The following is a 20,460-nucleotide window of genomic DNA, read 5'->3' as shown; positions in this document are numbered from 1 at the left end:
GCGTCACGCTCCTCTTCAATATTTCAAGGCGATTTTTTGCTCATGTTCCTCGATCCAGACAGCCGTTTCCTCAAAAAGATTCGCTGCCTTATCCAACTGTGCCTGTACCCGGTTTTGGGCTGTCCCGCCTGCCACATCACGTGCATTGACTACCGTTTTTGGGGCAAGTTTTTCAAAAATATCATCTGTAATAAGATTCGAAAATGATTGCAATTCCTCTAATGATAAATCGAGCAAATAGGTGCCGTTGTTAATGCAGTGCAGTACGATATTTCCGACAACCGCGTGTGATTCGCGAAACGGCATTCCTTTTGTGACAAGGTAGTCTGCCAGGTCCGTCGCATTGGAAAAATCGTTCCGGACAGAGCTGTACATCCTTTCCTTCTTCACATGCATTGTCTCAATCATCGGAGCGAACAATGCCAGTGCCCCTTTCAGCGTTTCGGCTGAATCAAACATACCTTCTTTGTCCTCCTGCATATCTTTGTTATATGCGAGCGGGAGTCCTTTCAACGTGGTCAGCATGCCGATCAGATTGCCGTATACGCGGCCGGTTTTGCCCCGGACAAGTTCTGCAACATCGGGGTTTTTCTTTTGGGGCATCATGCTGCTTCCGGTGCAAAAGGCATCATCCAGCTCGACAAAATTGAATTCGGCGCTGGACCACTGGACAAGCTCCTCGCACAATCTGGACAGATGCGCGCCAATTAGCGATGCGTCAGATAAAAATTCAACGACAAAATCACGGTCACTCACTGCATCCAGGCTGTTTTCACAAATTCCGTCAAAGTGCAGTTTTTCCGCAGTCAGTTCCCGATCAATCGGGAATGTCGTACCGGCAAGCGCTCCTGCACCAAGCGGTGACTGGTTCACACGCTTCCAACTGTCAGTGATTCGTTCGATATCCCGTTGAAACATGAACACATAAGCCATCATATGATGGGCAAACAGGACCGGCTGTGCCCGCTGCAAATGCGTGTACCCCGGTAAAATCGTATCCATGTTCCGCTCCGCCTGCTTGTAAAGTGATTGTTGAACGTCAAGCAGCAGTTGACCGATTTCCACGAGCATCTCCCGTAAATAAAGACGCATATCCAATGCTACCTGATCGTTCCTGCTCCTGCCGGTGTGCAGTTTTCCGCCAACTGGACCAACTGCTTCAATCAGCAGTTTTTCCACGTTCATATGAATATCTTCATTTTCTTCGGTCAGTTCGGCTTCACCGTTTTTGATTTTTTCAGAAACAGTATGGAGTCCGTCTGTGATTTCTGCTGCATCTTTTTCGGAAAGAATCCCGGTTTCCGCGAGCATCGCCACATGTGCCAGACTTCCCTGGATATCATACTGTGCCAGTTTCCGGTCAAACCTAATTGATGCTGTGTATTCGTCCACTAATTGATTGGTTGGTTTTGTAAAACGCCCTCCCCATAGTTTCACTGTTTAATTGCTTCCTTTACATCGAATTTGATTTTTTCCGTGGAATCATCTTTCGTTTCTTCCTGCTTGTTAACCGCGGAATGAACTTGCGTCGGCAGTCCCCACAACTTGATAAATCCAAGCGCGGCCTTATGATCAAAGGCATCTTCCTTATCGTAAGTTGCCAGATCAAAATCATACAGTGAATTTGCGGAAGTACGGCCAACCACTTGTGCATGCCCTTTGTACAGTTTTACTTTGACTGTCCCGGACACATGTTTTTGCGTTTCACTGATAAAAGCTTTAAGACTGTCCGTCAGCGGTGAATACCACAGACCGTCATAAACGCTCTGGTTAAATTTTTGCTCGATTGTCGGCTTGAACTGTGCAACCTCTCTCGGCAGTGTCAAAGCCTCCAATTCCTGATGCGCTGCAATTAATGTCAATGCTGCCGGTGCTTCGTATATTTCACGGGATTTGATTCCAACAAGACGATTTTCCACATGGTCGATACGTCCAACGCCATGTTTTCCGGCAATTTCATTTAATGATAAAATCAATTCCTCGAGCGGCAGTTCTTCGCCATTAAGTGCAACCGGCTTTCCCTGCTTGAAGGTAATTGCTACAGTTTGCGGTTCGTTTGGTGCATCAACAGGATTTGTCGTTAGATCATACGCTTCTTCCGGTGCCTCTGCCCATGGATCTTCCAGCACCCCGCATTCATTGCTGCGTCCCCACAGGTTTTGGTCAATGCTGAATGGATTATCCTGCTGAATTGGAATCGGAATCCCGTGTTCTTCCGCATAAGCAATTTCCTCACCACGGGACATTGCCCATTCACGGACTGGTGCAACAATCTGCAAATTCGGGTTCAATGCAGTGAATGCCACATCAAATCTAACCTGGTCGTTTCCTTTTCCGGTACAGCCGTGCGCAACCGCCACAGCGCCCTCTTTTTCAGCAATGTCAGTCAGAATTTTTGCAATGAGTGGACGCGACAATGCTGAAATAAGCGGATATTTTCCTTCGTACAATAAGTTTGCCTGCAATGCCGGCAAAACATATTCTTCGGAAAAAAGCGCCTTTGCATCCACCACATATGATTTCAGTGCACCGACCTCAAGTGCTTTTTTCTGAACGAAATCGAGATCCTTACCTTCCCCAACATCAAGTGCAACCGCAATGACATCAAAATTATATTTATCCTGCAGCCATTTCACCGCGACTGAGGTATCAAGCCCTCCGGAGTATGCGAGTACAATTTTATCTTTAGCCATCGGAATCTCCCCTTCGAAAATTATGTTGTGTATTATTATGCAATATAATGAATAAAAATGCAACAGAAAAAATAAAAAAGTTTATTTAAATTCCTGAATGGCGGATACACGGGAGGCAATATGATTACATCAAAGAAGGTTTTTTCAAAACAGAAAAGGGACTGTACCAAATTAATGGAACACTCCCTTTTCCGTATCTAACTTCATGTTACAAAAACCATTGAATAATGATGGCGGCGGCACCAATACCAATCCCCCACCATCCAAGCGTAATTGATTTACCGCACAGTGCGATAATACCAAGGATAATGGCAGCTGCTCCTATCCAGAATGACGAAATGAAAAACGCAGCAATTCCAACAATTATTCCAATCCATCCAACCCACTGTGCCCATGCATTCGGGTCGTTTCGTTCAATTGCTTCAGCCATTACTTACACCTCCTTTATTAATAACATCCCCGTTTTTTTCAATAAAATGAATGCCAATTAAAATGAATATATATCCTTTAAATGACCGCGTATCGTTCCGAGCGAGACTTTTGTCTGTGTTTTGTCTTTAGCCTGCACGGATTCTTTCAGCACTTGCAGTTCAACATTAATACCTTCATATTCCGCCTCGTCCCCCAGCAGCTGAAGTTTCCATTTCTCTTTTTTATACAGTTGACTCAGTTTTTTCACATTTGCTTTTGCCTGATCCCAGTCTTTCTGTTCCACTGTTTTGTTAATGTCCTGCATTTCATGAAAAAATGCCTTTTCAGATTGACACCCCGTCAACAGTATCATGCATACGCCAAGGAAAACCACAATCATTTTTTTCAAAATACAACCCTCCTACATGTTTTTCCTTATCTTGTCCAATAATAAAAAAAGAATTTCATGTGAATCAGAAGAATGGAGGAACATCATGCCTGAATTTTTATTAACTATTATCCGGTCGGTTTTAGCATTTCTTTTGTTAATGGTTATGGCACGGATTATGGGAAAAAAACAACTTTCCCAGCTGACCTTTTTTGATTACTGTGTAGGAATCACGATCGGATCAATTGCCGCTTCAATGGCAATTGACCAAAATATAAAAATTTCCAATGGTCTTGTCGGTCTGATCATCATGGGTCTTTTCCCGGTATTGCTCTCCTTTTTTGGACTGAGATCGTTAAAATTTCGAAAATTGACGGATGGGAAACCGACTGTCTTAATTGAGGATGGGAAAATTCTGGAAAATAACCTGAAGAAGAGTAAAGTCAGTATAGATGAACTGATGCTGTTTTTGCGGGAAAAAAATGTATTCAAAGTGACGGATGTAGAAATGGCTGTCATCGAAACGAACGGGCAACTAAGTGTTTTGAAAAAATCGGAGCAGCAGCCCCTAACCCCCAGCCAGCTCGGTATCACTGTGAACAAAGAACATGGCCCTGCAATTGTCGTCATGGATGGGAAACTTATGGATAAGAGTCTGCAATCACTCGGTTATTCCAGCGAATGGCTGAAGGGTGAAATTCAGAAGCAAGGTGCGACAGATTATGAGGATGTGTTTTTGGCACAAATTGACTCCAGCGGCAATGTCTATGCAGATTTATATAACGATGATCTAAAGCAGCATAAGATTAAGCAAAAGCCGCTCCTCGCTGCTTCCCTGAAAAAAGTGCAAGCGGATCTGGAAACATATTCGTTACAGACAGATAATCCCGAAGCCAAGAAAATGTACGCCCAACAGTCCGAAAACCTGCAGCAAACCATTGACTCCATCCGGCCGTATTTAAATGAGGGGTAAGGCGTCTTTTATTGAGATGGAAGGTTGATAACTCACGTGGAAGGTTGATTCCAAGGGCATGATGGTTGATAACTCACATGGAAGGTTGATTCCGGTGTGGTGACAGTCGATAACACGTTGTGAAAGTTGATTCTTCCTCAATGAAGGTTGATAATTCCAGCTTGAAGGTTGATTCCAAGGGCATGATGGTTGATAACTCACGTGGAAGGTTGATTCCGGTGTGGTCACAGTCGATAACATGTTGTGAAGGTTGATTTCTTTTCCATAAAAGAACTACACCCGGAGTCATTCCGGATACAGTACATTATTCCACTGGATCATAATAGTCTGCATGAATCCCAGACTCTGTCCATTTTAAATAAAATTCTAATAAAACCGTTATTAAAGCCGCTCCACGACACTTTCGATCTCCACACCTTTCAGTGCCTGTGTTGCCAGTTGGTCCGCTTCCCGGTTTTGTTTCCGTGGGACAATTTCATATTCCGGGTCAATTCCCAGCCGCTTCATCTTCTCCTCAATCCGGTCTGCCCAGCTTGAGAGTTCCGCTTCATAGCATGGCCATTCCCCGTCCAGCTGATGGATTACAACACGGGAATCACCGGCAAACGTAACTATCATACGGTGAACTCCGAGATTTTCAATCTCCTGCAGTCCCAAATGCAATGCTGCATACTCTGCTTCATTGTTCGACTGTAATTCATCCACGATTGCGTTTTTGCGGAGCCGGTAAGCCTTGCCGTTCTGTTCGTAATAAATGGCACAGCCGAGACCGGATTTTTTTGTCTTCAAATCAAACCCTCCATCGAAAAAGACGGAAACTTCGTGTGGTTCGGTCTGAATTTCCTCCAGCTGCTTTCTGATTTCTTTCATATTCCAGTGATAATCAGTATGATCGATAAACAGCACGTTTTTCATGCGGCCGGTTTTCTCCAGGTCTTCCGCCAGCAATAAAGCTTTTTTTGCCTGCATCTCTTCAGAATAAAAAACTGCCTCTGTTCCTTTCGGCGTGCTGTATGTACATTTAATTCTTACATTCATTTCCATCCGCCCTTATTGAAAAAGGGAATGGACTATCCACTCCCCTTCCAGGTTTACTGTCGTTTTTTTGTTTTCTTGTTATTAGCCCGTTCTGTTTCAGTCAGCGGCTCATTAGCAAATTCATGATCATAATGCCTTGTTAAATCCTTCCTGACAGCCTGTTCATCGCTGACATTACGTTTCTTTTTCTCTTTATCGCTCATTTAAAACACCTCCATACTCTAGTCTGGCTAGGAGGTGTGGTTTATATGTATTGCCGGGAAAACACACGATGCGGATGGCATGTATAGTGCTCTCCCGTTTTCGGCATCGAACCAGGGACTGGATGTACGCTTGCACCTATACCGCCATTGGAATTTTTTACGCGGATATAAGCGAATCTCTGGGCAATAGCATAGGTCATGCAGGCATTTCATCTCCCTGGTATGTTACCTTCCAAAAGTTAGGATGAATTATTACTTATCGACCATAATGGATCGTTTTCTTAATTCATCTTCAATTAACCGAATGAAGTCCTTATCTAGTTTAAGTTCTTTTGCCTGATAGAAGGCTTCTATCAGCATTTTATCGGATAAAATATTCATAACTGTAGCTTTAAGCTGGTCTCCTTTGTGATAACGTCCACACATAGCCTTCGGAGACAAGTTCAGTTTTTGAGGGTACTTTTCTATAAAATTGGAAATCCTTTGCTATATTTCCACATAAAGTCCCTAGTTTCCATTATTTTCGCGATCAGATAATGCATCAAATTTCTGTTCTATTCGCTTGATGCGCTTATTTCTATTGAAGATAAAAGCAATGATCCCGCCTGCTATGGCAAATACCAGAACAAAAAAAGCAAGCTGAAAAATCATATCAATAACATGAAAACCGCCCACTCCGGCCATTAGCATCAAGCTCCCTCCTTATATGAACTATTTCACCACAAAATTTGCGCTGCTGTGGCCTTCTTTCGTTTTCTTCACTTCAAGAACAGCCGGGAACATCGTTTTCAGTTCCTGGACATGAGAGATGACACCGATCATGCGACCGGATTGCTGCAGATCAATCAATGTGTCGATTGCTTTGTTCAATGATTCCTCGTCTAAGGTGCCAAATCCTTCATCAATAAACATTGTATCGATGGAAATGTTGCCCTGGAAGCTTTGTATGACGTCGGACATGCCGAGTGCCAAACACAGCGATGCGTTGAATTTTTCACCGCCGGATAATGTTTTAACATCGCGTGTCTGTCCGGTGTATGCGTCATAAACATCGAGAGCAAGGCCGCTTTGTCTGCCATGGGACTCCTGCCGGTCGCTCCGCATCAGGTGAAATTGACCGTTGGACAGACGTTTCAGGCGGCTGTTGGCAGCGTCGATAATCCGTTCCAAATATTCAATCTGCAAATAGCGCTCGAACGAAATTTTCCGGCTGTTTTGGCCGCGCAGTACATCATATAAATCAGTAATGGCGGCGAGTTCTTTTTCACGTTCAGCCACCTGTTCGTGCGCTTCTGTGATGTTTTGTCTAATTGTCGATGCCTGGTCCCTATACTTTTCGGAGTTTTTCCATGTTTCATATGCTTGCTCATAGGCAATCTTGTACTCCTGAAGCTGTGTTTGCAGATTCGACAAATCAACCCGCTCTTTATCTTTCAATGTATTCGATAAATCATCCACCTGTTGTTTTTTCGCCGTCAGATTTTCATGAAAGCGTTGAATTGCTTCTTTCCACTCCTGCCGCTCTATCTGCGGCATTTTAGCCTGGTGATACGCTTGCTCAGAGTCAAACGATGCGTCGGTTAATGCTTCTGTAAACTGCTGTCCTGCTTTCATGCATTTTTCCTTTGTTTCGTCCAGCTGTCTATGTGCATTCGTTAAATCTGCTGTTGCCTTGGCTTCAGCTTCTTTTGCCTGCTGAAGCTCTTTTTGCGCATCTTCCCAGGCTTTTTCAAGCTCCATTTTTAGTTGTTTTATTCGATTAATTTCTTTTTCAAGTGCCGCGAGCGTTTGCACTTCTTCCGGGATATTCCGAATCTGTTCTTTGTACACGGCGGCATCTTCCCGATAATTGGATTGAAGTTCGCGATAATTATTTTCCAGCTGTTCTTTCTGTGATTCAAGCTGTTTTTGCGCTGCTTTTGCTTGCTTTAAATCTTCTTTCAGCTTCTTCAATTCATCGCGCTGTTTCTCGAGTAATTCCACTTCATGTGTCAGCTTTTTTCCTTTTTCCAAAAATTCATCTTTGCGTGCCGGCGTATGTTCCGGCTGTATTTCATGTGTTGTTAATTCCGCTTGTATTTCTGTCAGCTGCCCGCCGTTTGCTTTCAAATCGGCTGCCGTTTCCCGGTACTGCCGTTCTTTTTCATCCAAATCCTTTTTCAATAAATTGAGTTCATCACGCGTGACCATTTCCCCATGAGCCGCTGCTTTACCTGGATGTTCAGTACTTCCGCAGACAGGACACGCCTCCCCGTTGTGCAGGTGACCAGCCAGTACAACAGCCTGATTATTCAGCCAGGCATTTTCTTTTTCGGTATAAACCTTTTGTGCGGACTGAAAAATCTTTTCCTGTTCAGCAGCCTCTTGTTTCAAGGCAGTATTTTTTTGATCCATCTTCAAATAAGCATCCACGACCCTGTATTTTTCCCGCAAATCTGAACGCTGTTGCTGCTTTTCAGCCAGACCGCTGACTGCTTCATCCATGTCGATAATTTTTTGATCGTATTTTTCCACTGAAGCTATTTTTCGCTGCAAATCCGTCTGCACTTTTTCCAAATCGGATCCTGCTTTTTTTCCTTGCTGTGCCAGTTGGTCCAATTTATTTTTCCGCTCATCCAGTTCTTTCACCGGCTGTAAAAATCCCTGCATTCGATCAAGCTGACATCCCGTTTCTTCCCGCTCTGCTTTACGGGCATCTTCTTTCTCGAACTTCTCCTCAGCCCGGCTTCGTTTTTCTTTAGCCGATTTTGCCATTGCATCAGCCTGCTGCAATGCTTCCATCTTCTGCTTTTCATCCAGCCTCCAGTCTGCAAGCTGCTTTTCATATACTTCCAGATGACTTGCACGCTCCGCCTCTTCCAACTGCTGTTCTCTTTCCTTATAGATTGGAACCTGATTATGAAGTTTCTCCAGTTCAGCTTGTTTTTTATCCAAATCAGAAAACTGTTCATTTAGCGACTTTGCTTGATGCAATTCAGTCTGCTTATTGTCATGTTTTTGATATGCATCCTGATAAGCCTGTTTATCAGTCGCTGTTTTTTGCGTGTAATAGGCTGATTCGGTTTCCAATGCGGCAACGACCTGATTGATGTTATAATATTCCCCTTCAAGCACTTGAAAAAGTTCCGAATCTTCACGGCCGGGGAGTGCCGTATGTATGCTTTGCACAAAATGCTCACGGGTTTGATGTGCTTGTTTAAATCCCTGATCGACACGGTTTTTCCGATCGCGCAGCAGCTGATTAATCTCATTATAGCTTTCCGTTTTGAAAAGCCGGCGTAAAATCGCTTCCTTGTTTTCGGTTTGTGATGTCAGTAGTTTTCGGAATTCCCCCTGTGGCAGCATGACAATCTGCTTGAACTGATCCTGCGTCAGTCCGATAATTTCCTCCACTTTTTTATTAACCTCGGATACCATTTGCCGATCAACACAAGGAACTTCCCGGCCATCCACTATTTCATAAAACTCATAGCGTTCCCCGGTTTTAGACTTGTTGCCTTTTTTCACATGACCGAGCTGCCGGAGAATCCGATAATGTCTGCCATTTATTTCAAACTCAAGCTCAATGGAAGTGTGGGTGTCGTCTGCCGCAAAATCGCTGCGGAGCATTCGGTTATCTTCCCGGTCTGTTCCACTTGCACTTCCATATAAGGCAAAACAAATCCCATCGAAAATTGTTGTCTTTCCCGCGCCGGTATTTCCGGAAACGACAAACAGGTTATTCGGATTAAGTGCTGTAAAATCAATTGTTTCCGTCCGTTTGTATGGTCCAAATGCGGTCATCGTCAATTTTATTGGTTTCATTATTTTCCCCCTTTTCGGCTAGTTCTCTACCATTTCTTTTGCCGGAGTTGATTCGCGTTCTTCTTTTAATCGTTCCTCCAGCACTTCTTTAAAAATCGCTTCCGTTTCCGATGATGCCTCATGCCCTTTTACTTCTTTATAAAATGCATTGAATAGATCAAGATCGCTCATTTCAGTACGGCTCTTTCTGTCTGCAGATTCCGGCTGATCCGGCGAAAACATGATATTTCCGCGTTCCACATGCATGGCATTCGGATAAACCGATCGTATCCGCTCCATAGGTGACAGCACAGGTGTCTCGTCCAGCAGCCGCACAAATACATAATCATCACTGACCGGGTATGTCAAAATATTTTCCAATGTATCCTCAACACGCCGAATATCACGTCGTGGATTAAGGGTACGTTTATCCACCGTTGTGTTTCCGTCCTTATCCAATTCCACAATATGGAACCCTTTCTTGTGATGCGCTTCTGATATCGAATATTTTAAGAGGGAGCCGGAATAACGAATGGTTCCGTTCAGCACGTGGTGTGCCTGATGCAAATGACCAAGCGCTGTATAATGAAAAGGTTCAAAAAGATGCGCATCCACATATTCCGCTCCGCCGATTGACAGCGGCCGCTCTGAATCACTCGTGTTTTCTTCCTCTTCGCCAAAAGGTGTTACAAAAGCATGTCCGATATACACATGACGTGCATTCGGGTCCATTGATTTCTGGATGTTTTCAATCGTTTTTCGTGCCGCATCGTTGTGAGACCGGATATCCGGATTATCCAATGTCGTTCGGACAACACTCGGATCACAATATGGCACCAGATGAAAATGCACTGGCCCATGTTCATCGTTCAGAATCACCGGGTCCGCATCAGCTGTATAATTGCCGACAATATGAAAGCCGTTCTCCTTCATAATCCGGCTGCCGAAGTTCAAACGGCTCGGACTGTCATGATTCCCTGCAACAGCAAGCACCGGTGTATTCAGTTTGAGCACAATCGTCTCCAGCACCTCATCCAGCAGATGCACTGCTTCCGTCGGGGGCACTGCCCGATCATACAAGTCCCCGGCAACAATCACTGCATCCGGCTTTTCTTCCTTAACAGCTTGATTAAACTGGTCCAATACATAGCGCTGATCATCGGTCATGTAAACACCTTGCACAAGCTTACCGAGATGCCAGTCTGCCGTATGAAATAACCTCATGAAAAATTCCCCTTTCCCGTACAAGTCTATCTTTCTATTATAGTATAAAATTGCAGCTTTTTGTGAGATACCGAATAATGAGCTCCATCCGTTTTGCTTCTGTATATGCTCGTTTTAATCCTTCACCTCAAAATCTAACAAAGTATCTGGCCCCCTTATTCGTTCCCCGAAGATTATATCCAGCCTTTTTCATCAAACGATATATCATATTCCTATCATTTAATTGCAAAAACTCCCTTACCTGCTTATTACTGACCTCCTCTCCAAACAGCAGGAATAAGTCCTCAAGCGCCTTTAGATATGCCGCTTTTGACGTTACGCCGCATGCCGCGCAGCTCCAGTTGGCATTCGCATAAATCATCGGCAGCGCACTACATTCCGGACAAAAAACACCGCGTAAAATATGCTCACTGTTCACATGAAACTTTTTTTAATGTTGACTCGTTTCGTCGTATGCAGCGAAACCAGCAATTCAGACAGTTGCTGGAGCTGCTGCTCTGGAAAACATATCGAGCGATGCTTCTCCGCAAATCGGATATTTTCGTCAGCAGTTGTTCTTTATGGATAACCATATTCGAAATGCTTTTGTTATTGGTTAAATTTTTAATGATTGTGCTTGGATTGCTGTAAGTGATAAGTTTTTCGATTGGGATCGCGGGGAAGTTATATTGTCTCAGTAAGCGAAGTAATCTGAAATGCTGCAGGTTTACCTGTTCAATATGGTTGCCAGGGTTCTCTTCCCTGCCATTTTCCCGGATGCGGATTGCCTGGCCAAACTCATCATAGATGACTGTGCCGGAAAATATTCTTCACTTCATTTATGAGAATCAGCTGAAGTGAGTTTATCAAATTGTCTATCTGGAAAAAGTCATTTTCATCGGGGAGCCGGATATTATGAAGAATGTGAAAGGCATGATCCTGGAGAAGACTTAAGTGGAAACCGAGTGATTTTTCGCCATTATAACCCGCCCGTAATCTTCGGGCGCTTTCATCAACATCCACTTTTTTAAAATGATGGGAATGCAATCGCCTGCTGAGAGCCTCAGTTTGCTTCAACTGAAACGGCGGCTCAATTGGCTTGACTATCAAATTGTGCACCTCCTTTATAGTCGGTTATATTATAATACGCCGCCAACACCCAAGAATCCTGCTTTTTCAACAAAATTTATATATAGAAAATTCGGGTGGTGCCAGGCACCACCCGAATTTTGTCGAATAATATTTTTAATATAGTTTGCTTGCGGTATTTTCTGCGATTTTCATTTTCATTTTTTCGGCTTCCTCGAAATTTCTTAGTGTCAGGCCGGTACAAATTAAATCAATCAAAAAGAGCTGGGTGATTTTGGCGACCAGTGATCCGCTGTTCAAGGGGCTTTCTTTTGATGAGGAAAGCAGCACTTGATCGGCAAATTGCGTCAATGGTGATTTCACATAATTGGTCAGCACAATTACCGTTGCGGCATTATCCTTGGCAATCTTTACAGAATCGATGATATCCTTTGTACTTCCGGTTAAACTGATTGCGATCACAACTGTATGTTCATTCATTGATGAGGCACGCATCACCTGGTTGTGCGGGTCTGTTACAATACTGACATTCTTGCCGATCCGCATTAACCGATTTTGCATATCCTGCCCGGCTATTCCTGAAGAACCCACTCCAAAAATAACCACATCTTCGGAGGATTCAATCGCACCTATTACAGAATCCAATGCTTCAACATCGATAATATCATACGAATCCTCTACAGCCCGCACCATACTGTTTTTAATTTTCTCAATGTAAGTGGCTTCATGATCAGCGTCAGCTGCAGCCGGCACTTCCTGAGCAAATAAAAATTTAAAATCCTGAAAACCTTTAAAACCAAGCTTTCGAAAAAAACGCAATACCGTAGCCTCTGCAACCTTGCAGCCTTCTGAAATCTCCGTTAAAGAATCATAAATGATTTTGTCTGTGTTTGAAATAATGTAGTTATATATTTTGTGTTCGGACTTTGTAAAATTTTGTTTGTTTTGCTCCATGATAATGGATGGTTTAATAACTTTCTTCGGATTTTTCACCATACAAAACATCCCCCCTTTTCTTGCAGTTATCAACAATAAGGAAATTAGCGGAGGAAATATACGCAGACTCCTGCGGGAGGAAAGGCATAGGTGAGACCCCGCAGTGCGTAAGCACGAGGAGGCTCACCAGCCGCCCGCGGAAAGCGAAGTATATTTCCGGAGCGGCTATACGCTCCACTTTCTAATTAATTGTTCAGGTCTGTCTTTGGTAAAACATTTTTGTCCCAGCCTCTTCTAACATTCCATTGACCGCATAAAATGCTTCGCGGCCCCAAGTAAATTTGCTTTATTATCGTTTTCCGCAAGCTTGACAGTTAATGACTTGCGGTGATTCGGCATCAATTTTTTCATCAAAGCTGTGTTGATTGCGCGTAACAGGAACTGCCCCTGGGCTGAAATTCCACCGCCGATAACGATTAATTCCGGGTTGAAAATATGAACGAGTGATTGAAGTCCCGTCGTCAAATCATCAATCCAGCGTTCAAAAATTTCACGGCACGGTTCATCCCCTGCTAATAGCAAATCAAAGAACTTCTTTAATTCCAGCTGATACCCCAAGCGTGTACCAATCAGTCCTTCCAACGCTGAACTGGATGCATATCTTTCAAAGCATCCATTGTTTCCGCATGTACATGATTTTCCGTTGGGATAAAGATTGATGTGTCCAATCTCTCCTGCCGAATAATTATGACCGGTGTATATTTTTCCGTCCAAGAATAAAGCACCGCCAATACCCGTGCCAATCGTTACACACAAAAAGTCTTCCGTACCAACGGCAGCACCCTGCCAATATTCACCCAGCGCCGTACAATTAACGTCATTTTCCACTTTCACCGGCAAACCTGTATGGCTGCTGACCATTTCCGCAATCGGCAAGGAAGTCAAACCGGGAATATTATCAGTCGCGAATACGACAGTTCCACTTACACTGTCAATTTGGCCGGCTGAACTGATGGAAATCCCATCTATAGTGTATTGTCTTTTCAAGATGTTAGCTATATCTGCAACTTTTCCTATGACGGATTCACCTCCAAGGTGTGCCTCCGTAGCAAAGGAATCAGTATGCAAAAACTCCCCTTCTTCATTCACTATACCATATTTTATCGAAGTGCCACCGATATCAAAAACAGCGAGTTGCATGTATTTTACTCCTTTCCAAACGTTCCAGTAAAAAGAGAAAAACCATGGCTGCGGTTTTTCTCTCTCTGCACCTTCATATCATTGATCCCAAAAATCCAATGACACGGTCTTTCTATCGTTCTGTGTTAAAAATAAGCGTTTACGATACTCCGGATTTTCGACTGGGTAATCTTCACGATAATGCGCACCGCGGCTTTCTCTTCGTTCCAGCATTGCCCGCAGCACCATCTGGGCCAACTGAATAGTATTTGCAGCTTTAAAGGCAAGTTTTCTTGTATGCTGGTTCTGTACTAATTCTGTAAAAGAAAACATGTTTGCACATTTTTGTATTTCATCGATCCCTTGTTTCAACTGCTGTTCGGATCGGACGACATTACCTTTATACCACATTATTTCCCTTACTTTATCAACAATGGCATTCGCAGATAGCTCTCCTTCATTTCCGCGTCCATCATGGGCTTTCAGTATTTGCTCCAATTGCAGGTTGCCATCATTAACAGTAAGTTCCTGCATTGGTGCGGACTGCAAATAGCGGTCACAATCAATTGCCGCGCGTTTGCCGAATACCATGCACGCTCCTGTTGAATTACCGCCGAGCCGGTTGGCACCTTCAATATTGGATGAAAGTTCACCAATAGCATATAAGCCATTTACACCCGTTCTCCCAAACGTATTGATAAACACCCCGCCATTGCTTGCATGTGCAAAAGGGGCAATTTTCACTTCATTTTCCACCAGATGAACATTCTTTCCTTTCAGCCAGTCCAAATATACGGTATAAAATTCTTCTTTATTTTCATATAGTTCATCGGCAAATATTAACGTAAAACCTTTTTCATTGTTGGAGGCAATAATATTTTTCATCATCGCGATATCAAAATACTTCGATTCAAGTGAGTGTGTGAACGGTCCATGTGTACTGCGAATTTCCAGACACGCTTTTTTGGATAAACTGTCAGGAAGTATTGGATCCAGCAGACTGTTTCCATCATCATCGACAATATCGCGGCAATACATTAATGTGTGCTCCCCGAATAACGTTTTGTACCGGGGAGCAGTAATCCCGGGAATAAACTGAATAAATTCCATGTTGACCAATTTAGCACCAGCTTCGATTGCCAGGATATGCCCCGATCCATCGACATCTGCAGGATTGAGGTTATGCTTATATATATTTCCAAAACCGCCCGAAGCCAAAATGACTGCGCTGCATTCTACAAGGACAAATTCATTTCCGTCATCAAGCAGGATTGCCCCGACAATTCTTTCATCACGTTTTATTAAGGAGACAACGACGGTTTTCTGCATCAGTGTCAAGTTGTCATAGGCACTGAAAATTGTTCTGACATTTTCACGGATTTGATCCCAGTCACTAAGCAAGTAGATATCTCTTGCATTATTTGCAAAACATGCCTTCCGTTCACCTTCCAATTTCTTGGGAAAAACACCGATATCTTCATATTCCTTCACGCCATCAGGTATTTTGTCCACATATACTTCAGCCAAATCTTCTCGATGCATCCCACAGCTAAGATCTTCTATATCCTTTAAAAATACTTGTTTATCTGCATTATCCTTTGTAACCTGTGTTCCCAATGATGCTTTTAGTGGATAAAAACTTGAACCTGATGCCAATTTTGTTTTCGTTACCATTAATATTTCACGATTCATGGCTGCCAGTTCCTTGCTTGCTTTAATACCGGAAAGCCCGCTTCCGACAACCAATACTTCTGATTTTATTTTCCTGCTGATTTCCAATTATAACCCCACCTGTAATTCCTTATCCTATATCATAGAAAGTTAATCCTTCATCTTCATCTTCAGCATTGCTTTTTCCTGAAAAGATGAGACTGAACACATATCCGAATACAAGCGATGCAATCAAGTTTATAACAGAATATGCCCATAGTGTTGTATCTGTAAAGTAAGAAACATAGATTGCAACGATGGTAGTGGCAATAAATCCAAGCAGTGCACCTTTCGCATTCGCTCTTCGTGTCATTATTCCGAGTGTAAATGTACCGCCGATGATACCCAGGATTAATCCCATCAATCCATTAAACCATTCGTATGCGGAGCTGATGTCGGTATACACAAGAACAATTGCAAAAATAATCGAGAAGATACCAACAATCCAGGAAACAACTCTGGCAATACGAGTGCTTGCATTGTCACTCAGACCAGGAGTGATTATTTTTTGAATATCAAGTGTCCAGCTTGTAGCTACACTGTTTAATCCAGTAGACAATGTTGACTGGCCAGCCGCAAATAGTGCTGCAATCAATAATCCGGAAACACCTGCAGGCAATTCACCCACGATGAAGTTTGCAAAAATCAAATCAGAATTTCCGGTTGGCATGTCACTGCCCATTTGCTGTTTATAAAACACATACAACGATGTTCCGATGAAGAAGAACAATGTGGCAGTACCAAGGGATAATACACCATTTCCAATTGTCATTTTGTTCATTTGTTTAATATCAGTAGTTGTTAAATAACGCTGTACCATATCCTGACTTGAAATATAAGAAAAGGCAGTTGACAGACCCGCACCCAGGAAAATAATAAACAAACTGTCGTTCAGGATATTTGGATCAAAAATAACTTCTTCACTAAAGAATTTATTGTCTGCTATTCCGGTTTCCAAAACTTCAGGAAGGCCGCCCTGGATGGAGAATATTAAGACAATTAATGCAAAAACTCCACCGCCAATTAATACAACGCCTTGTATAAAGTCTGTCCACAGTACGGATTTTATGCCGCCGAAAGCAGAATAAACAGTGGCGATAATACCCATAAACAGAATGATATAAACCGAATGAATACCAGTTACCGCAGATAAAGCGATGGATGGCAAATACATAATAATCGACATCCGGCCGATTTGATAAATAATAAACAATACACTGGCAATAACCCGGAGGCTTTTGCCAAATCTTTTTTCCAGGTATTCGTATGCTGTATCAAGATTTAAGTCCCGATATACCGGCAGGAAAAAATAAATCGCGGTTGGCACTGCAATGAACAATCCCAATTGTGCCACCCACAGCTGCCAGGAATCCGAATAGGAGTTTCCGGCAAGTGACAGAAAGGAAATCGGACTTAAAAGCGTTGCGAAAAGGCTTACAGAAGTGACCCACCAAGGTATGGATCCGTCACCTTTAAAAAATTCCTTTCCTTTCATTTCTTTTTTTGCTACTGCGATACCGATATACAGAATGAATAACAGATAGGCAAATAAAATAATATAATCAATTAGTTGAAAGCTTCCCATTTTTATATCCCCCTCTCGCTTAGTTCATATATTGTTCCGCAATTTGCTGCGCTTTTGCAATGCCTTTTTCCCCCAGGGATTTCATAGGCTTTCTGCAAATTCCTGCTTCAACGCCTTTTACTTTCAGCATCTCTTTAATTGTCTGGTAAAGGCCATTGTTAAGAATTGCAGCAATCATGTCGTTTGTTTCTTTTTGAATTTTCCTAGCCTCTTCAATTTGTCCTGTTTTGGCAAGATTAAAGATCTGTTTCGCACGTTGACCATTTACATTAAACGTACTTCCAATCGCTCCATCAATATTTAATACAGATGCAGAAAGAAGCATTTCATCAAAACCGGAATAAATTAATTTATCAGGAAATGCATGTCTTAATCTTTCCAGTAAGAAAAAGTCAGGTGCTGTAAATTTAACGCCAATCACTTTTTCGTTTTCAAACAGCTCCCCGAATTGCTCCAGATTCATATTTACCCCTGTTAACGCAGGAATGGAATAAATAATCAGATTATTATCCACGTTCTCTAAAATTGTATTGTAGTAATCCTTTATTTCGTCAAAGTCAAATTTATAATAAAACGGGGTAACCGCAGAAATGGCATCATAGTTGAGATCGGTTGCAAATTTCGCAAGATCGACTGCTTCATCAATATTCAGTGCACCAATTTGCCCGATAAGCTTCACACTGTCTCCTGCTTCATCTTTTACAATTTCAAAAATCCGTTTCTTCTGATCCGCGGAAATCAGAAAGTTTTCCCCTGTACTTCCATTTACATATAACCCATCGACTTCGGACACATCGATGTTATATCGTACAATTTCACGCAGACCCTTTTCGTTCACCTGTCCGTTTTCATCAAATGAGCACATCAATGCTGAATAAATACCTTTCATGTTTATCTCACCTTTCCGTATAAGTTGGTTTCTTCCAAAGCTGCTGCAAATTTTCTCGTTATAATTTGAGGACGCGTTATGGCACTCCCCACAACTACTGCATGAACTCCTGACTGGAGGGCACTTTTTGCTTTTTCCGGTGTATCAAAATTCCCTTCAGCAATCACGGGGATTGTTAGATTCCGAACCAGTTCTTCAGCGATTTGCAATGGAACTGTACCTTTGGAGTATGGTGTATAACCCGCCAATGTTGGAGCAACAATGTCCACCCCCGCCTGTTCCGCAATTTTCCCTTCTTCCAATGTTGATACATCGGCCATAAACAGTTGATTGGGATACCTTTCCTTCAATTCGGAAAAGAATTCCTGAAAACTTTGTCCATTGGGGCGTTCCTGTTTCGTCGCGTCCAATGCAATAATATCAACACCTTCGTGATACAGTGCATCCACTTCCTGTAATGTCGGCGTGATATAAACATTGCTTCCCGGAAAATCCTTTTTAACAATTCCGATAATGGGAAGATCAACTTCTTTTTTGATAGCCTGGATGTCCCTTACAGTATTTGCACGAATACCTGCAGCGCCACCCTCGTATGCCGCCAAAGCCATTTTCCCCATGATGAATGAGCTATGAAGCGGTTCATCTTCCAATGCTTGACAGGAAACTATTAACTTATTGCTAATCTTATCCAATACATTCATAGGTAATCTCCTTGCTGATGTTAATACATTTATTAATTCATAATGAAAAGCGCTTTCAACAAAGACTATAACACCCTGACATTTTACTGTCAATATAAAAATTAAAATGATAGTTAACAATCATTTTTACGAAAAAGAAAATTCGGGCTGTGCCAGACACTACCCGAATTTTGTCAAAAAATAGTTTGCTGTTGTTTATCTAGGATACTTTTTTGGATTGGTTTGTTTCTTTTTTTAATATATGAATAAATGCTTCGGCTCGTTCTGTTGGTGCTTTTGTGACAAGACTGATGCCGATAAATATTGCTGTTGATACGAGCAGTCCCCAAATACCTGCAGCGAGTCCCAATGGTTTAATACCGGTAAATTCAATGGCAAGAACGAGCAATGCACCGATCGTGACACTTGAAATTACCCCTGCAGCAGTCCCGCGCCGCCAGAAAAATGTTCCAACAATTGATGGGACAACAACAATCAATCCCGATGAAGCAGCAACAGACAACACTGCTATCAGATTTAACTGCAGTTCCGCAAAGGCAAACGCCAGCACAGCGATGACCGGAATTACAAACTTGGCCACTTTTAGCTGCTGTGCATCATCCGGCTGTTTTTTCGTATTGCCGTATACATCACGCCCAAACATCGAAGCCAATGTCAGCATGATCGAATCAATTGTGGAAACTGCCGCAGCCAAAATCCCGACCATCACAATAACACCCAGCACCGGCGGCACAAGATCAGATGAAAGCAGTTTTGGTGTTGCCAAATCTGCTGTCGACAAATCCGGAAACATTTGCAATGCGGAAAATCCCCACAATACAGACACAAACGTATAAATAAATCCAAAAACGAGGAAGCCAATCAGCATCTGCCGCAACCCTTTCAATGAGGCAGGCATAAATAACCGCTGACTCACCTGTGGATTGGACAGACTGAAAAAGAACCATGGAAGTGTCAGCCCGAGAAACGTGGTAAAGCTGAAATAGCCGTTTCCCGGCACTGCGAGTGATTCCGGATGGTTTGCCTGCAGATTATCAAAGAACTGCCCGAAACCGCCGAGTCCCTGAATGACGAGCAGCACGACGACTGTTGATGTAATAATCATAATGATGGCCTGCAGCGAATCCGTCCAGACGACCGAGCGAATTCCCGCCGCAAAGGAAAACAGGATCGCCAGCACCGTTGCAATGACGACCCCGACCGTAAACGGGATCGTATTACCAGTAATCCCCTGTAACAGATATCCCACCCCGGCAAGCTGGACAGCACAGTATGGAATCAGGAACAGACAACTGACAAGTGAAATAGCAGCAGCTGCCTTTTTGCTTCCATAGCGTCCGCCTACCATTTCTGATGGTGACACATAGCCATATTTTTTTCCGGCCATCCAAAAACGCGGCCCGAAAAGCGCAACAAGTGACACACCTGTAAAGTAAACAATCTCAAACCCGAGGGCACCGACACCGCCGGTATACGTGAGTCCTGCCAGACCAACCATCATAAATGCGCTGTACGTTGTCGCGCTGTAACTGAGCGCTGACAATATGCCATTCATATTACGTCCGCCAAGGAAAAAGCCGGACATATCCGATCGATTGCCCCGTCTTGACAACAGTGCAACGGATACTGCCAATACTATATAAAGTATAATTCCCCAGATTACCAGATTAGTAGTCAAC

At 43.0% G+C, this 20,460-nt stretch carries 20 protein-coding genes; 2 read left to right on the top strand and 18 right to left on the bottom strand.

Going from position 1 to position 20,460, the window contains the following annotated elements; all coding sequences use genetic code 11:
• Positions 1-15: 15 nt before the first annotated feature.
• The 4 genes from argH to B1K71_RS06400 all read right to left on the bottom strand — a co-directional run bounded on the left by argH (position 16) and on the right by B1K71_RS06400 (position 3,504).
• On the bottom strand, positions 16-1,437 hold the full coding sequence (gene argH / locus B1K71_RS06415; RefSeq protein WP_077325225.1) for an argininosuccinate lyase: 1,422 nt from the start codon (positions 1,435-1,437) through the stop codon (positions 16-18).
• Positions 1,434-2,693 carry an argininosuccinate synthase gene (locus B1K71_RS06410; RefSeq protein WP_077325223.1) on the bottom strand — a complete coding sequence of 420 codons (1,260 nt, stop codon included), beginning with the start codon at positions 2,691-2,693 and terminating at the stop codon, positions 1,434-1,436. Before B1K71_RS06410 ends, argH begins: the two co-directional genes overlap by 4 nt.
• 208 nt (positions 2,694-2,901) lie before the next feature.
• Positions 2,902-3,123 carry a hypothetical protein gene (locus tag B1K71_RS06405; RefSeq protein WP_077325221.1) on the bottom strand — a complete coding sequence of 74 codons (222 nt, stop codon included), beginning with the start codon at positions 3,121-3,123 and terminating at the stop codon, positions 2,902-2,904.
• A gap of 57 nt (positions 3,124-3,180) precedes the next feature.
• Positions 3,181-3,504, bottom strand: a complete 324-nt coding sequence (locus tag B1K71_RS06400; protein ID WP_245799369.1) for a DUF4363 family protein — start codon at positions 3,502-3,504, stop codon at positions 3,181-3,183.
• Positions 3,505-3,598: 94 nt separating this feature from the next.
• On the opposite strand from B1K71_RS06400, the gene B1K71_RS06395 reads away from it, so the two are divergent.
• Positions 3,599-4,465 carry a DUF421 domain-containing protein gene (locus B1K71_RS06395; protein WP_077325217.1) on the top strand — a complete coding sequence of 289 codons (867 nt, stop codon included), beginning with the start codon at positions 3,599-3,601 and terminating at the stop codon, positions 4,463-4,465.
• Between the two features lie 381 nt (positions 4,466-4,846).
• On the opposite strand, the gene B1K71_RS06390 is transcribed toward B1K71_RS06395, so the two are convergent.
• From B1K71_RS06390 to B1K71_RS06365, 6 genes are all read right to left on the bottom strand, one after another.
• The gene (locus B1K71_RS06390; RefSeq protein WP_077330075.1) at positions 4,847-5,503 is read right to left on the bottom strand and encodes a reverse transcriptase-like protein; all 657 of its coding nucleotides are present in this window, start codon (positions 5,501-5,503) and stop codon (positions 4,847-4,849) included.
• A 53-nt stretch (positions 5,504-5,556) separates the two neighbouring features.
• Positions 5,557-5,706, bottom strand: a complete 150-nt coding sequence (gene sspO / locus B1K71_RS06385) for a small acid-soluble spore protein O (RefSeq protein WP_077325215.1) — start codon at positions 5,704-5,706, stop codon at positions 5,557-5,559.
• Positions 5,707-5,958: 252 nt separating this feature from the next.
• Positions 5,959-6,132 carry a sporulation histidine kinase inhibitor Sda gene (locus B1K71_RS06380; RefSeq protein ID WP_428848857.1) on the bottom strand — a complete coding sequence of 58 codons (174 nt, stop codon included), beginning with the start codon at positions 6,130-6,132 and terminating at the stop codon, positions 5,959-5,961.
• An 81-nt stretch (positions 6,133-6,213) separates the two neighbouring features.
• The gene (locus tag B1K71_RS06375) at positions 6,214-6,396 is read right to left on the bottom strand and encodes a hypothetical protein (RefSeq protein WP_077325211.1); all 183 of its coding nucleotides are present in this window, start codon (positions 6,394-6,396) and stop codon (positions 6,214-6,216) included.
• Positions 6,397-6,417: 21 nt separating this feature from the next.
• Positions 6,418-9,510, bottom strand: a complete 3,093-nt coding sequence (locus tag B1K71_RS06370; RefSeq protein WP_077325209.1) for an AAA family ATPase — start codon at positions 9,508-9,510, stop codon at positions 6,418-6,420.
• An 18-nt stretch (positions 9,511-9,528) separates the two neighbouring features.
• Positions 9,529-10,713, bottom strand: coding sequence for an exonuclease SbcCD subunit D (locus B1K71_RS06365; RefSeq protein ID WP_077325207.1), 1,185 nt, complete (start codon positions 10,711-10,713; stop codon positions 9,529-9,531).
• 300 nt (positions 10,714-11,013) lie between these two features.
• Between B1K71_RS06365 and B1K71_RS06360 the strand changes: the two genes are divergently transcribed.
• Positions 11,014-11,343, top strand: a complete 330-nt coding sequence (locus B1K71_RS06360) for a hypothetical protein (protein WP_077325205.1) — start codon at positions 11,014-11,016, stop codon at positions 11,341-11,343.
• Between the two features lie 150 nt (positions 11,344-11,493).
• On the opposite strand, the gene B1K71_RS06355 is transcribed toward B1K71_RS06360, so the two are convergent.
• The 8 genes from B1K71_RS06355 to B1K71_RS06320 form a co-directional block, all read right to left on the bottom strand.
• Positions 11,494-11,802 (bottom strand): nuclease-related domain-containing protein, encoded by a 309-nt coding sequence (locus tag B1K71_RS06355; protein WP_175631848.1) that lies wholly within the window; start codon positions 11,800-11,802, stop codon positions 11,494-11,496.
• Between the two features lie 135 nt (positions 11,803-11,937).
• Positions 11,938-12,777 (bottom strand): MurR/RpiR family transcriptional regulator, encoded by an 840-nt coding sequence (locus B1K71_RS06350; protein ID WP_175631847.1) that lies wholly within the window; start codon positions 12,775-12,777, stop codon positions 11,938-11,940.
• A gap of 234 nt (positions 12,778-13,011) precedes the next feature.
• A complete protein-coding gene (locus B1K71_RS06345) occupies positions 13,012-13,917 on the bottom strand; it encodes an ROK family protein (protein WP_077325201.1) in 906 nt (301 codons plus the stop codon).
• Positions 13,918-13,995: 78 nt separating this feature from the next.
• On the bottom strand, positions 13,996-15,675 hold the full coding sequence (locus tag B1K71_RS06340) for an FAD-binding protein (RefSeq protein WP_077325199.1): 1,680 nt from the start codon (positions 15,673-15,675) through the stop codon (positions 13,996-13,998).
• Between the two features lie 22 nt (positions 15,676-15,697).
• Positions 15,698-17,191 (bottom strand): sodium:solute symporter, encoded by a 1,494-nt coding sequence (locus tag B1K71_RS06335; RefSeq protein ID WP_077325197.1) that lies wholly within the window; start codon positions 17,189-17,191, stop codon positions 15,698-15,700.
• Positions 17,192-17,210: 19 nt separating this feature from the next.
• A complete protein-coding gene (locus B1K71_RS06330; RefSeq protein ID WP_077325195.1) occupies positions 17,211-18,080 on the bottom strand; it encodes an N-acetylneuraminate lyase in 870 nt (289 codons plus the stop codon).
• 2 nt (positions 18,081-18,082) lie between these two features.
• A complete protein-coding gene (locus tag B1K71_RS06325) occupies positions 18,083-18,781 on the bottom strand; it encodes an N-acetylmannosamine-6-phosphate 2-epimerase (RefSeq protein ID WP_077325193.1) in 699 nt (232 codons plus the stop codon).
• A gap of 199 nt (positions 18,782-18,980) precedes the next feature.
• Positions 18,981-20,459: a sodium:solute symporter family protein gene (locus tag B1K71_RS06320; RefSeq protein ID WP_077325191.1), complete on the bottom strand. Its 1,479-nt coding sequence runs from the start codon at positions 20,457-20,459 to the stop codon at positions 18,981-18,983.
• Position 20,460: the final 1 nt, after the last annotated feature.

The organism is Virgibacillus siamensis (assembly GCF_900162695.1).
Classification (GTDB): Bacteria; Bacillota; Bacilli; order Bacillales; family Amphibacillaceae; genus Lentibacillus; species Lentibacillus siamensis_A.
The sequence above is the reverse complement of the archived record's forward strand: the minus strand, read 5'-3'. Positions and strand labels throughout refer to the sequence as shown.

Coding starts and splice junctions, on each gene's coding strand:
- B1K71_RS06410 (WP_077325223.1), bottom strand. CDS start 2,693: ATGGCTAAAGATAAAATTGTACTCGCATACTCCGGAGGGCTTGATACC.
- B1K71_RS06405 (WP_077325221.1), bottom strand. CDS start 3,123: ATGGCTGAAGCAATTGAACGAAACGACCCGAATGCATGGGCACAGTGG.
- B1K71_RS06400 (WP_245799369.1), bottom strand. CDS start 3,504: ATGATTGTGGTTTTCCTTGGCGTATGCATGATACTGTTGACGGGGTGT.
- B1K71_RS06395 (WP_077325217.1), top strand. CDS start 3,599: ATGCCTGAATTTTTATTAACTATTATCCGGTCGGTTTTAGCATTTCTT.
- B1K71_RS06390 (WP_077330075.1), bottom strand. CDS start 5,503: ATGAATGTAAGAATTAAATGTACATACAGCACGCCGAAAGGAACAGAG.
- sspO (WP_077325215.1), bottom strand. CDS start 5,706: ATGAGCGATAAAGAGAAAAAGAAACGTAATGTCAGCGATGAACAGGCT.
- B1K71_RS06380 (WP_428848857.1), bottom strand. CDS start 6,132: ATGTGTGGACGTTATCACAAAGGAGACCAGCTTAAAGCTACAGTTATG.
- B1K71_RS06375 (WP_077325211.1), bottom strand. CDS start 6,396: ATGCTAATGGCCGGAGTGGGCGGTTTTCATGTTATTGATATGATTTTT.
- B1K71_RS06370 (WP_077325209.1), bottom strand. CDS start 9,510: ATGAAACCAATAAAATTGACGATGACCGCATTTGGACCATACAAACGG.
- B1K71_RS06365 (WP_077325207.1), bottom strand. CDS start 10,713: ATGAGGTTATTTCATACGGCAGACTGGCATCTCGGTAAGCTTGTGCAA.
- B1K71_RS06360 (WP_077325205.1), top strand. CDS start 11,014: ATGCCGCTTTTGACGTTACGCCGCATGCCGCGCAGCTCCAGTTGGCAT.
- B1K71_RS06350 (WP_175631847.1), bottom strand. CDS start 12,777: ATGGTGAAAAATCCGAAGAAAGTTATTAAACCATCCATTATCATGGAG.
- B1K71_RS06345 (WP_077325201.1), bottom strand. CDS start 13,917: ATGCAACTCGCTGTTTTTGATATCGGTGGCACTTCGATAAAATATGGT.
- B1K71_RS06335 (WP_077325197.1), bottom strand. CDS start 17,191: ATGGGAAGCTTTCAACTAATTGATTATATTATTTTATTTGCCTATCTG.
- B1K71_RS06330 (WP_077325195.1), bottom strand. CDS start 18,080: ATGAAAGGTATTTATTCAGCATTGATGTGCTCATTTGATGAAAACGGA.
- B1K71_RS06325 (WP_077325193.1), bottom strand. CDS start 18,781: ATGAATGTATTGGATAAGATTAGCAATAAGTTAATAGTTTCCTGTCAA.